Below are 12,706 nucleotides of genomic sequence, written 5' to 3' on the forward strand. Positions count from 1 at the left end.
TCAACGCTTGGCCAGGTCGGCCTCGATCGCCGTCAGGAAGGCTTGCTGCGACCAGTCCAGGTCGTTGACATAGATGGCCGGCGCGTAGAACTGCCCCGCCGCGCGCGCCCGCCCGACGTACACCTTGTTCGGGATGATGACCTTGGCCAGTCCCGAATAAAGGTCCTGGACGCGCACTTCCATGTAGGTCGAATCGGCGGCGCTGGGCGCGCCGATCAATTTCGTGTTCGGGAACATGGTGAAGTAGTCCAGCGCGTCCAGGCAGGCGCTGGCGCACTGGCCGGGCACCACGACATACACCGGCGCGGTGAACGCCGGCGGGTCGTCGGCCAGCTTGCCGGCGCTGGCGTCCTGCCCACCCTCGGCCGCCTGCTCCTGCTCGACATAGAATTTTTCGCCGCGCGCCGACGCGGCCCGCATGCCCTCGGCGATCTGGCCGACCTCGGCCGCAACGCTGTCCTGCTTCTCCTGCCGCAGCACCCCGACCAGCTCCGTCACATAGGCGATATTGGCGGGCGAGGTACGCCACCAAACGCGTTCCTGCCCCGAGCGCGCAGCGACCTGCCGGGTCACCCGGTCCGCGCCCCACAATGCCTGCGCAAACTCCAGGCTCCACGCCGACGAGCCGCCCTGGTTGTCGCGCAGATCGATCACCACCGCATCCGCGTCCAGATAGCGCTGCCGATGATCGCGCACCTCGGCCGTCATCGCACGGTAGGCGTCGCGTTGCGGCTCGTCCGGCTGGAAGGTCGGCATGGACACCCAGTACAGCTTTGCGCGCGGCTCGCTCAGGCCGACCGGCAGCGCCGGGCCGTTGTAGCCGGCGGCTCGCCAGCGGGTGCCTTGCTCGGTGATCGGGCGCCAGCTCAGCGTCGACATGGTCTGCTTGCCGTCCAGCGTGTAGCGGCAGCGCGCCGGCAACTTGATGAAGGGATTGCCCTTGTCGATGAACACGTCGCGGCCATAGACCCACCAGTGTCCGCGCTCTTCGATGCGGCGCTCAAAGGCGAACACATTGCGCTCGGCCAGCTGCGCCATGGTCTGGCCATCGCAGCTGTCGATGCGGGCGCCGATCGGCGGGCCGCCCGGTTCCGATTGGTAAACCAGCATGCCATCGCCGCGCCACGCCGCCACGAAGCCCGGCCAGCGCAGCTGTCGCTTGTCGACAGCGCCCACGACGACGCCGGCATGGCCGTCATGGATCTGCGTATTGAAGCGCTGCAGCGCGGCCCGGTAGCCGGCGCCGTTGCGCACCCGGGCGGCCAGCGTCAAGCCGACCGAGCGCGCCTTGTCCAGATTGGCGCGGAACGCGGGGTTGGCCGGGTCGTAGGTGCCGGGGTGATTATCCAGCGTGATCTGGTAGGCGGCTTCGATGTCGGCGATGGCAGCATGTCGCCACTGCTGCGGCGTTTGCGGCATTGCGGCGGCGGACGCGCCGCCGGCCAGGATCAGTGTGACGGCGGCCGCGCGGCGGACGAAATTGAGCATATTGTTTATATCAAGTTGCAAGAAAGGCTAAAACTTACGATATAAACAAGCCCTCGTCAACTCACACCAGGCGTCCCGCCGCGATGGTGATGGTGCGGCCGCAGCGCGCCGCCATGGCCTGGTCGTGCGTGACCAGCACCAGCGTCGAGCCGTGCTGGCGATTCAGTTCGAACATCAGCTTGATGACGGCTTCGCCGGTGGCGGCGTCCAGGCTGCCGGTCGGCTCGTCGGCGAACAACAACGGCGGTTCGGTCACGAAGGCGCGCGCCAGCGCCACCCGCTGCTGCTCGCCGCCGGACAGGTACTTGGGATAGTGCTTCAGCCGGCTGGACAGCCCCACCCGCTCCAGCATCATTTCCGCGCTCTCGCGCACGTGGTTGGCGCCGCGCAGCTCCAGCGGCAGCATGACGTTTTCCAGCGCCGTCAGGTGCGGCAGCAGCTGGAAGGACTGGAACACAAAGCCCAGCTTTTCCTTGCGCAGCGCGGCGCGGCCATCCTCGTCCAGCGCGTAGATGTCGACGCCGTCCAGCACCACCTTGCCGGCGCTGGGCGTGTCCAGCCCGGCCAGCAGGCCGAGCAAAGTCGACTTGCCGGAGCCGGAAGCGCCTACAATGGCGAGCGTCTCGGCTTTTTGCACGGTAAAATCCACCTCGTGCAAAATCGTCAGTTCGCCGCTGGCGTCGGCCACGCGCTTGGCCAGGCCGCTGACGGCGATGGCCGGCTGCACGCCGGACGCCGGCGCGGCGGCGACGCTGGCCGCCAAGCCCGGTCCATCCGGCATGAAATTGGAAGACGCTTTAGGGAAATCAGGCATGCTGAATGTGTTAAATGGTTTAAGAAACGGTTTATCAGGAAAACTGGGGGCTCGGGCTTTGGCCGCCCTGCTGCTGGCATCGGCGGCCGCGAGCGCCTATTCTGCACCAAAAACCGTGCTGGTGCTCGGCGATAGCTTGTCGGCCGAATACGGCCTGGCGCGCGGCGCCGGCTGGGTCGCGCTGGCCGAACAAAAAATCAAGGCGCAAAAGATCGACGCCACCGTGGTCAACGCCAGCGTCAGCGGCGAGACCACCAGCGGTGGCCGCTCACGCCTGCCGGCGCTGCTGCAAAAGTACAAGCCGGCGCTGGTGGTGATCGAGCTGGGCGCCAACGACGGCTTGCGCGGCCTGCCGGTGGCCGCCGCCGAATCCAATCTGCGCGCGATGGCCGATGCCGCCGCCAGGGCCGACGCCAAGGTGGTGCTGATCGGCATGCGCATGCCGCCCAACTACGGGCGCGACTACGCCGACAAGTTCTACGCCATGTACGGCGCCCTGAGCAAAGAGATCAAGGCGCCGCTGGTGCCGTTCATGCTCGACGGCGTCGCCGACCAGCCGCAGATGTTCCAACCGGACCGCCTGCATCCGCTGGCCACGGCCCACCCCACCATCCTGGCCAATATCTGGCCGGTCCTACAAAAAAGCATCAAGGCCAAATGAAGTATCCAGAAATTATCGGTTTCGATGAAGCGCTCCAGCAGCTGGACCGCTTCGACGCCATCATCGACGTCCGCAGCCCGGCCGAATTCGCGCTCGACCACCTGCCCGGCGCCATCAACGCGCCGGTGCTGGACGACGAGCAGCGCATCCGCGTCGGCACCATGTACAAGCAGGTCAATTCGTTCGAAGCCAAGAAGGTCGGCGCCGCGCTGGTGGCGAAGAATATCGCCGCCCACATCGAGGCGCTGTGGCTGGACCAGCCGCGCGAATGGCGGCCGCTGATCTACTGCTGGCGCGGCGGCAACCGCAGCGGTTCGATGGCGCACATCATGGCCAAGATAGGCTGGCCGGTGGCGCAGCTGGACGGCGGCTACAAGGCCTTCCGCGCCCACGTCAACGCCGCGCTGGAGCAGGCGCCGGCCTTGCGCTTCAAGGTCATCTGCGGCACCACCGGCAGCGGCAAGAGCCGCCTGCTGGAAGTGCTGCACGCGCACGGCGCGCAGGTGCTGGACCTGGAGCAGCTGGCCGCGCATCGCGGCTCGGTGCTGGGCAACCTGCCCAGCCAGCCGCAACCGAGCCAGAAGGCCTTCGAGACCGCCATCTGGAACGCGCTGCGCCGCTTCGATCCGGCGCTGCCGGTGTTCGTCGAATCGGAAAGCAAGAAGGTCGGCAACCTGCGCGTGCCGGCCGCGCTGATGGACACCATGCGCGCCTCGGACTGCATCGCGCTGACGCTGTCGCGCGAGAATCGCGTACGCCTGTTGATGGAGGATTACGCGCACTTCACCGACAGCCCGGCCTCGCTCAACGAACAGCTGGAACACCTGGTGGCGCTGCACGGCCGCGAGACGATCAAGCGCTGGCAAGCCATGGCGGTCGACGGCGCCATGCCGGCGCTGGTGGAAGAGCTGCTGGCCAACCACTACGATCCGGCCTACTTGCGCTCGATCGACCGCAACTTCGTCAAGTTCGCCCAGGCGCTGCCGCTGGAACTGCAAGACATCGACGCTGCGGCCTTCCGCAACGCCGCCCTGGGCCTGATGGCGGCAACCAGCCAGCCATCCTGAACCGGTCGCCAGACAACACAAAACCCCGAGGTTGGCTTCCAACCATCGGGGTTTTTTTATGTCGCCCTTGCCTGCGTAAATCGCCTTAGCTGGTTTTCCGGCGGCGTCCGATATAGCTCAGGATGGCCAGGCCACCCAGCATCATGACGTAGGTTTCCGGCTCGGGCACCGGGTCGATATTCATCGTCGCCGAATAACTGGCGGAGACGTTCTTCGACGTGCCGTACACCGTCAAGACCAGCGGACCACTGACCCACGTGGGGTTGAGCCAGCCATCTTCGCTGACGCCGTTAGGCGAGAACATCAAGGCGTTGCCATTCAGATCAGCGTGATAGAAATCGATGTCATGATTGCCGCCCAGATTCAAGGTATGCACCCAGGCATTCACCAAACTGGGGCCCACTGACGGGCTGAAGGTAAAGACGTCAGTGAAGTCGCCGACCACCGAATGGTCCGCCCCGAAGAATTTGGAGTAACCAGTTGCTGGGGTGCCATTTAAAATGACATTCACATTTTGACTATCGCCTGTGGCGGCAAAACTTGTCATCGAGGTGGCCGCCAGCACAGTCCCGATTAAGAGCGATTTTAGTTTCATGTTTTTCCCGGAAAAAAAGTGGAAACCGAACGTGCGCCTGATGAGTCTGGTGCGCCACTCAAAATTACACCCGCGAATTTTAGATGTCAATTAATTATTTCAAAAAGATAACTAACTTGCAAAAACAAAGGCGGAACACTGCGGGGAGGGAGATTGCGGCGGCGGTGCGGGCGCACCAATAGGGAGAGGAGACTGCGGGGCCGGGAAGCGCGCCGCGCTTCCCGGAGAACTACTTTACTTCACTTCTGCTACTGTGGTTTTTACGATCGGCTTCAGGATCTTGACCTTGGCCTTTTGCTTCAACAGTTCGATGTAGTCATGCATCTCTTGCTGGGCAACGATGTTGTTGATCTGCTCGGCTTCAGACTTGCGGCGCTCCTCGTCCTGCACCGCAGGCTGCTGTACCTTGCCGATGCGGTAGATGCCGTAGCCCATGCCAGGCACATCCACGCCGACGTAGGCTGGCAGCTTGGCGGTGTCGGCTTTCATCACTTCCTGCATCGCCAGGCCGTTCACGCCTTCCGGCTTGGAACGGGAAACCAGCTTGGCCGGGCCGAAGCCGGTGGCGTCGCCGGATTTCTTGAAGGCGGCCAGTTTCTCGGCGCCGCTCTTGGCGGCCAGCTTTGCGGCTTCTTCCATCGACACGCGCTGACGGATGGCGGCGTCGACTTCGGCCAGCGGACGCTTGCTGGCAGGCTTGAATTCGACGATGCGGCCGGCCACCAGGGTGCTAGGCGCGGTCTCGACGGCTTCGGTGTTGCGCTTGCTGCTGATCGACTCGTTGGAGAACAGCGCGGCCAGGAACTTGGCGTTGTTGTACGGCGCAGTAGCGGCCATCGGCGACGGCGTGCGCGAAACGTTGGCCGCCGTCTCGATCTTCAGGCCCAGCTTGTCGGCGACAGGTTTCAGGCTGTCCGATTGCTCGTAGACGGTATTGGTGAAGGCTTCCGCCATTTCCGAATACTTCTTCGAGGCCTTCTGCTTCTTCAGCGCTTCGGCCACATCGTTCTTCACTTCGTCCAGCGGCTTGACCACGGCTGGCTTCAGCGCGGTCACGGTCAGCACGTGGAACCCGAATTCCGATTGTACCGGGTCGCTGATCTCGCCCTGCTTCAGCTTGAGCACGGCGGCTTCGACCGGCGCCGGCAGCGAACCCTTGGTGACGATGTCCAGATCGCCGCCCAGCTCGCCCGATGCCGGATCTTCCGACTTGGCCTTGGCGACCTTGGCGAAGTCGCCAGGGGCCTTGCGCAGCTCGGCCACGATGGCCTCGGCCTTGGCCTTGGCGGCGGCGGTTTCAGCGGCGCTGGCGCCCTTCTTCAGCGCGATCAGGATGTGCGCGGCGCGGCGGCTTTCCGCCGTCGTGAAGCCGGCCTGGTTGGCGGCGTAATACGCGGCCACTTCGGCGTCGGTCACGGCGATCTGGCTCATGACGGCGGCACTGTTGAAGACCACGTATTCGATCTTGGCCTGCTCAGGCACTTCGAAGAACTTGGCGTTCTTCTCGTAGAACGCCTTGACCATCTCGTCGGTGATCTTCACTTGCGGCACGAAGTCGGCCACCGGCAGCAGCAGTTCCTGCACTTCGCGTTCCTGCGCGCCGATATCGGACAAGGTCTTGGCCACGGTGTGCGGCGCAAAACCGGTGGCCTGGATGGCGTTGCCCAGTTGTTGCAGGGTCATGTCGTGACGGATGCGCTGGTCATACATGGTCGGCGTCATGCCTTGCGCGGCCAGGATGGTCTTGTAGCGCTCCATGTCGAACGCGCCCTCGCCGCCGAACTGCTCCTTGATGACTTTTTGCAGCTGGGCGTCGCTGACGCTCAGGTGCGAACGCACCACTTCGGCAGCCACGGCGCGCTCGGCGATCAGCTGGTCGAGGATGTTTTGCTTGAATTCCGGGGTGTCGAACATCTTCTGGTCGAACTGCGCGCCCAGACGCTGGCGATAGCTGTCCAGCTGGTTGCGCACGGCGTTGTCGAACTCTTGCTGGCTCAGGGGTTTGCCGTCGATTTTGGCGATCGTATTGGCGTCGTCGCCGAAGCTCTTGTAACTGCCGATGCCGACGAATGCAAACGACGGGACGATGATGATCGCCAGGAGTATCTGCATCAAACGTTGATGGGTACGAATAAATTCAAACATGGTCTGCCAATTCGGATTGAGTGGAACTTGCACATACAAAAAAGGCGAACTCGCGTTCGCCAATTCCGGTTGGCGGATTTTACAGCGCGCCCCCCTCTATAGCAAGAGTAAATCATTGGCAAAACAGTCACGCCGCCACACCGGACAACAAAAAGCCCGCCGAGGCGGGCTTGGTGTTACAAGGCCGGCAATCAGCCCTGGCGGCGACGGCGCGCGACCACGCCCAACAGGGCCAGGCCACCCAGCAGCATGCCGTAGGTTTCCGGCTCCGGCACGGCGGTGATCGTCACGTTATCCAGCAAGGCGCCCTGGTTGTCGCGACCCTGGTCCGCGAAGCTGAAGCCCACCAGGCCGTTGCTGCTGGCGGTGTAGGTCAGGCTGAAGGTCTGGAAACCGTCGGCGGCCGAACGGGTGAAAACCTGGCTGCCGCTACCGAAGCCAACTTCAACGGTGTCGTTGCCCGCGCCGCGGTTGTTGCCGGCCAGGTCGAACGACAGCTTGTAGGTAACACCGGAGGTCAGTGCGACCGAGTTGAACAGCAGACCGGCGCGGCCGGTCGAGCCATCCAGGTCGACATAGCGGCCGTTGCCCGGCAGCAAATCGAAGAAGCCTGGCGCGCCGATGACGTCCACGGTGCCGCCGGCGACAGCCCAGCCGCTATTGAAGACGGTGGCGTTCAGCGCCAACGTATCGGTGTCAAAATTATCGGCAAAAACCGGCGCCGCCTGGGCCGCCGACGCGCACAGCAACGCTGCAGCAATAACGAATTTCTTAAAGACCATAGTGTATCCCCTTGGAAAATTATTCATCGAATAACGAAATTAAAATAGTTTCAGTACTACAAGGGTGCATCTTACTATCGACGAGCCAGGTGTCCGCGCACGATACCACCAGTAAATATTTGTTTCCAAAGCGGATATTGATTACAAAGGGAGAAATTCAAGAAAGGGGAATTGAATTAATACTGGCCTAAAAAAGAAAAACCCCGCAGCTAATAATAGCTGCGGGGTATCTTGTTCTTGGCGGAGCGGACGGGACTCGAACCCGCGACCCCCGGCGTGACAGGCCGGTATTCTAACCAACTGAACTACCGCTCCTTGGTCAAACTCATTAGCATTTTGTTGGCGGAGCGGACGGGACTCGAACCCGCGACCCCCGGCGTGACAGGCCGGTATTCTAACCAACTGAACTACCGCTCCAACAAAACACTGGGTACTGCTTATTTACTACACTTTACAACCTGCAAAACTGGTGGGCGGTGAGAGGCTCGAACTCCCGACCTAAGCCTTGTAAGGGCTCCGCTCTACCAACTGAGCTAACCGCCCGTTTTGCCTTAGTGAGCAACTTTACAGCTTGCTGCTCACTGAAGTCCGTTAGTTTACAGCATCTTTCAAAGCTTTACCAGCTTTAAATTTAGGAACTTTAGCCGCTTCGATGATGATCTCTTCTTTGGTGCGCGGATTGCGGCCGGTACGGGCAGCGCGTTCGCTCACGGAGAAGGTACCAAAGCCGACCAGGGTGACGCTGTCGTTCTTTTGCAGGGTGGTGGTTACACCGTCGATCACCGCGTCGAGTGCGCGTGCAGCAGCCGCTTTCGAGATATCAGCGGTAGTAGCAATATGGTCGATCAATTCAGTCTTATTCAAAGCAATTCCCCGTCACAAAGGTTATATCGTTTTAGCCCGCAGATAACGGTATTTGAATACCGTTGCCAGGCCGAGAAAAATCTCAGGCCGTATTAAACAAGCCAGCCCGCCCCTGTGTCAAGCGCTGCACCATAGAAAAATGGGGTCAAATAACAAACAGGCGCTATAAAAGCGCCTGTTTGTGCATCAGCAGTTACTAAACACTAGTAAAAGTTAATGTTTTACCACTTCCGTTTGGCCGTCGGCCTTGGCGGCCGCGGCGGCCACGGCTTCCACCGGAACCGTCTCCGTCAACGCCACCGGCATGCGTTCCAGCGCGATTTCCAGCACTTTGTCGATCCAACGCACCGGCACGATTTCCAGTTTGTTTTTGACATTGTCCGGGATGTCGGCCAGGTCCTTGACGTTCTGCTCAGGGATCAGCACGGTCTTGATGCCGCCGCGCTGGGCCGCCAGCAGCTTCTCTTTCAGGCCGCCGATCGGCAGTACTTCGCCGCGCAGCGTGATCTCGCCCGTCATCGCCACGTCGGCGCGGACCGGAATGCCGGTGAATACCGACACCATCGCCACCGTCATCGCCGCGCCGGCCGAAGGACCGTCTTTCGGCGTTGCGCCTTCCGGCACGTGGATGTGGATGTCGCTCTTCTCGAACACTTCGTTCTTGATGCCCAAACGATTGGCGCGGCTGCGCACCACGGTGCGGGCTGCCTCGATCGACTCCTTCATCACGTCGCCCAGGGTGCCGGTGCGGATCACACCGCCCTTGCCCGGCATCTGCACGGCTTCGATGGTCAGCAGATCGCCGCCCACTTCGGTCCATGCCAGACCCACGACCTGGCCGATCTGGTTTTCCTTCTCGGCCACGCCGAAGTCGTAGCGACGCACGCCCAGGAACTTGTCCAGGTTCTTGTTGGTGACGGCGACCTTCTTCTCGGTCTTCTTCAACAACAGCATCTTGACGACCTTGCGGCAGATCTTCGACACTTCGCGTTCCAGCGAACGGACGCCGGCTTCGCGGGTGTAGTAGCGGATGATGTCGCGCAGCGCCGACTCGGCCACCGAAATCTCGTCTTCCTTCAGACCGTTGTTCTTGATCTGTTTAGGCAGCAGGTAGCGCTGGGCGATGCTGGTCTTCTCGTCTTCCGTGTAACCGGACAGGCGAATCACTTCCATGCGGTCCAGCAGCGCCGGCGGGATGTTGTACGAGTTCGACGTCGCCACGAACATCACATCGGACAGGTCGAAATCGACTTCGATGTAGTGGTCGGAGAAGGTGTGGTTCTGCTCGGGATCGAGCACCTCCAGCAGGGCCGACGACGGATCGCCACGGAAGTCCGCGCCCATCTTGTCGATCTCATCCAGCAGGAACAGCGGATTGCGCACGCCGACCTTGGCCAGCGATTGCAGCACCTTGCCCGGCATCGAACCGATGTAGGTACGGCGGTGGCCGCGGATCTCGGCTTCGTCGCGCACGCCGCCCAGCGCCATGCGCACGAACTTGCGGTTCGTGGCGCGGGCGATGGACTGGCCCAGCGAGGTCTTACCCACGCCCGGAGGACCGACGAAGCACAGGATAGGCGCTTTCAGCTTGTCGACGCGCTGTTGCACCGCGAGGTATTCCAGAATGCGTTCTTTGACCTTGTCCAGGCCGTAGTGATCGCCTTCCAGCACTTTCTCGGCGTTCGACAGGTCGTTGTTGACCTTGGATTTTTTCTTCCACGGCAAGCTGACCAGCGTGTCGATGTAGTTGCGCACGACGGTGGCTTCGGCCGACATCGGCGACATCAGCTTGAGTTTTTTCAGTTCGGCGGTGGCTTTGTCCAATGCCTCTTTCGGCATCTTGGCCAGCGCGACTTTTTTCTCCAGCTCATCCAGATCGGCGCCGTCCTCGCCCTCGCCCAGTTCCTTCTGGATGGCTTTGACTTGCTCGTTCAGGTAGTACTCGCGCTGCGACTTTTCCATCTGGCGCTTGACGCGGCCACGGATGCGCTTCTCGACTTGCAGAATATCGAGTTCGCCTTCCAGCTGGCCCAGCAGGTGCTCCAGGCGCTTGGCCACGCTGAAGATCTCCAGGATCACCTGTTTCTGCTCAAGCTTCAGCGGCAGGTGCGCGGCGACGGTGTCGGCCAGGCGGCCGGCGTCGTCGATGCCCGACAGCGAAGCGAGAATCTCAGGCGGGATCTTTTTGTTCAGTTTGACGTACTGGTCGAACTGCTGAACGATGGCGCGGCGCATCGCTTCGATCTCCGAATCGTCGCCCAGCTCGGAATCGAGCGGCGTCAGATCGGCGATGAAGTGCGTCGGCGCATCGGTGATGCGGTTGATGCGTGCGCGCTGAGCGCCCTCGACCAGCACCTTGACGGTGCCGTCCGGCAGTTTCAGCATTTGCAGAATATTGGCCACGCAGCCGATCTCGTAGATATCGGAAGCAGAAGGTTCGTCCTTGGCAGCGGCTTTTTGCGCGGCAAGCATGATGCTCTTGCCCTGCTCCATAGCGGCTTCCAGCGCCTTGATCGATTTTGGGCGCCCTACGAACAGCGGTATCACCATATGCGGGAAAACTACAACGTCCCGCAGCGGCAATAACGGCAGTTGAGTTTGCTCAGTTAATTTGGAAGTTGTCATGGCGTACCTTATGTGAAAGCGTGATTATGATGTGGGCGCTGTTCCGCCGAATCACAAGACCGACCTACAAGAAATAATTCTCCTAAAAAAGAGTATTTTCAAAGAAGCCAATCATGTTCTAAAAAAACGCGTCAAATAAAAAAGCCACGCGTGACAAACGATGCTGTCACGAGTGGCTTTCCGAATGAAGCCTGCATTCTTTTATTGATTTAAATTGTACCGCCTTGCCCCACGGATGCGAAATGAATTTTTCTGCTGAGTGCGGCAAGTGTGCACAAGTTATTTAATTCTCACCAGACGCTTTGGCCTGATCTTGGTAGATCAATAAAGGTTTAGCGCCACTTGTGATCGTATTTTCATCGATAACCACTTTAGTGACATTGGTTTCATTAGGCAGCTCGTACATCGTATCGAGCAGCGCGTGCTCCAGGATCGAACGCAGGCCGCGCGCGCCGGTCTTGCGGGCCAGCGCTTTCTTGGCGATGGCATGCAGCGCGGCCGGACGGATCTCCAGTTCGGCGCCTTCCATGTCCAGCAGCTTGGCGTACTGCTTGACCAGCGCGTTCTTCGGCTCGACCAGGATCTGGATCAGCGCTTCTTCGGTCAGCTCCGACAGCGTGGCGACCACCGGCAGGCGGCCCACCAGCTCGGGAATCAGGCCGAACTTGATCAGATCTTCCGGTTCCGCTTCCAGCAACACGTCGCTGGCGCTGCGCTCCTTCTTGCTCTTCACGCTGGCCGAGAAACCGATGCCGGATTTTTCCGAACGGTTGGAAATGACCTTGGCCAGGCCGTCGAAGGCGCCGCCGCAGATGAACATGATGTTGGTGGTGTCGATCTGCACGAAATCCTGGTTAGGATGCTTGCGGCCGCCTTGTGGCGGCACCGACGCCATCGTGCCTTCGATCAGTTTCAGCAGCGCCTGTTGCACACCCTCGCCCGAGACGTCGCGGGTGATCGACGGATTGTCCGATTTGCGCGAGATCTTGTCGATCTCATCGATGTAGACGATGCCGCGTTGGGCTTTTTCCACATCGTAGTTGCAGCTCTGCAACAACTTCTGGATGATATTCTCGACGTCCTCGCCCACATAACCGGCTTCGGTCAGCGTGGTGGCGTCGGCGATGACGAACGGCACGTTCAGCATGCGGGCCAGGGTCTGGGCCAGCAGGGTCTTGCCCGAACCGGTAGGACCGACCAGCAAGATGTTGCTCTTGGCCAGTTCGATGTCGTCTTTCTTGCCCAGGTGCTTGAGGCGCTTGTAGTGGTTGTACACCGCCACCGACAGGATGCGCTTGGCCGTTTGCTGGCCAATGACGTACTGGTCCAGCAAGTCCTTGATTTCATGCGGGGTCGGCAGGTCCGACTTGGCGCCCGTGACCGACTCGATGGCCGAGGTTTCATCGCGGATGATGTCATTGCACAGGTCAATGCATTCGTCGCAGATGAAGACCGATGGGCCGGCGATAAGTTTCTTTACCTCGTGCTGGCTCTTGCCGCAAAACGAGCAGTACAGTAATTTTTCGCCGCTGGAGGATTTTTTGTCTGACATGGGGCAGTTTTCTTTGGGTTACAGAATGGCTTAGCTGTTGCCAGGAAGCAGGTAATCGACTGAATTGGCGTCTGGAAAAGCCCGCCCATGACTACATGCTACCCGAAATAAAA

10 protein-coding genes and 3 tRNA genes are annotated in these 12,706 nt (G+C 60.8%); 2 read left to right on the forward strand and 11 right to left on the reverse strand.

Annotated features, from left to right (window positions below; genetic code table 11):
• Positions 1-1,488, reverse strand: coding sequence for a S41 family peptidase (locus RUGAMON1_RS12710; protein WP_445230851.1), 1,488 nt, complete (start codon positions 1,486-1,488; stop codon positions 1-3).
• A 61-nt stretch (positions 1,489-1,549) separates the two neighbouring features.
• Complete coding sequence (locus tag RUGAMON1_RS12715; RefSeq protein WP_445231119.1) at positions 1,550-2,269, reverse strand: ABC transporter ATP-binding protein; 720 nt, start codon at positions 2,267-2,269, stop codon at positions 1,550-1,552.
• Between the two features lie 31 nt (positions 2,270-2,300).
• On the opposite strand from RUGAMON1_RS12715, the gene RUGAMON1_RS12720 reads away from it, so the two are divergent.
• Both RUGAMON1_RS12720 and mnmH read left to right on the forward strand, forming a co-directional pair.
• A complete protein-coding gene (locus RUGAMON1_RS12720; protein ID WP_445230852.1) occupies positions 2,301-2,963 on the forward strand; it encodes an arylesterase in 663 nt (220 codons plus the stop codon).
• On the forward strand, positions 2,960-4,030 hold the full coding sequence (mnmH, locus tag RUGAMON1_RS12725; RefSeq protein ID WP_445230853.1) for a tRNA 2-selenouridine(34) synthase MnmH: 1,071 nt from the start codon (positions 2,960-2,962) through the stop codon (positions 4,028-4,030). Before RUGAMON1_RS12720 ends, mnmH begins: the two co-directional genes overlap by 4 nt.
• A gap of 85 nt (positions 4,031-4,115) precedes the next feature.
• On the opposite strand, the gene RUGAMON1_RS12730 is transcribed toward mnmH, so the two are convergent.
• The 9 genes from RUGAMON1_RS12730 to clpX all read right to left on the reverse strand — a co-directional run bounded on the left by RUGAMON1_RS12730 (position 4,116) and on the right by clpX (position 12,593).
• Positions 4,116-4,625, reverse strand: coding sequence for an FxDxF family PEP-CTERM protein (locus RUGAMON1_RS12730; protein WP_445230854.1), 510 nt, complete (start codon positions 4,623-4,625; stop codon positions 4,116-4,118).
• Positions 4,626-4,859: 234 nt separating this feature from the next.
• Entirely contained in the window at positions 4,860-6,770 is a 1,911-nt protein-coding gene (locus tag RUGAMON1_RS12735; RefSeq protein ID WP_445230855.1) for a SurA N-terminal domain-containing protein, read from the reverse strand.
• A 191-nt stretch (positions 6,771-6,961) separates the two neighbouring features.
• Positions 6,962-7,552, reverse strand: a complete 591-nt coding sequence (locus RUGAMON1_RS12740; protein ID WP_445230856.1) for a PEP-CTERM sorting domain-containing protein — start codon at positions 7,550-7,552, stop codon at positions 6,962-6,964.
• A gap of 238 nt (positions 7,553-7,790) precedes the next feature.
• A tRNA-Asp gene (locus tag RUGAMON1_RS12745) sits at positions 7,791-7,867 on the reverse strand.
• 25 nt (positions 7,868-7,892) lie between these two features.
• Positions 7,893-7,969, reverse strand: a tRNA-Asp gene (locus tag RUGAMON1_RS12750).
• Between the two features lie 50 nt (positions 7,970-8,019).
• Positions 8,020-8,095: transfer RNA gene (locus tag RUGAMON1_RS12755), tRNA-Val, on the reverse strand.
• Between the two features lie 48 nt (positions 8,096-8,143).
• Positions 8,144-8,416: an HU family DNA-binding protein gene (locus tag RUGAMON1_RS12760; RefSeq protein WP_020703299.1), complete on the reverse strand. Its 273-nt coding sequence runs from the start codon at positions 8,414-8,416 to the stop codon at positions 8,144-8,146.
• A gap of 213 nt (positions 8,417-8,629) precedes the next feature.
• A complete protein-coding gene (gene lon, locus RUGAMON1_RS12765; RefSeq protein ID WP_445230857.1) occupies positions 8,630-11,041 on the reverse strand; it encodes an endopeptidase La in 2,412 nt (803 codons plus the stop codon).
• Between the two features lie 283 nt (positions 11,042-11,324).
• Positions 11,325-12,593: an ATP-dependent Clp protease ATP-binding subunit ClpX gene (gene clpX / locus RUGAMON1_RS12770; RefSeq protein WP_008448338.1), complete on the reverse strand. Its 1,269-nt coding sequence runs from the start codon at positions 12,591-12,593 to the stop codon at positions 11,325-11,327.
• Positions 12,594-12,706: the final 113 nt, after the last annotated feature.

Origin of the sequence: Duganella rhizosphaerae (genome assembly GCF_040364205.1) — a bacterium.
In the GTDB taxonomy this organism is placed as follows: Bacteria; Pseudomonadota; Gammaproteobacteria; order Burkholderiales; family Burkholderiaceae_D; genus Rugamonas; species Rugamonas rhizosphaerae.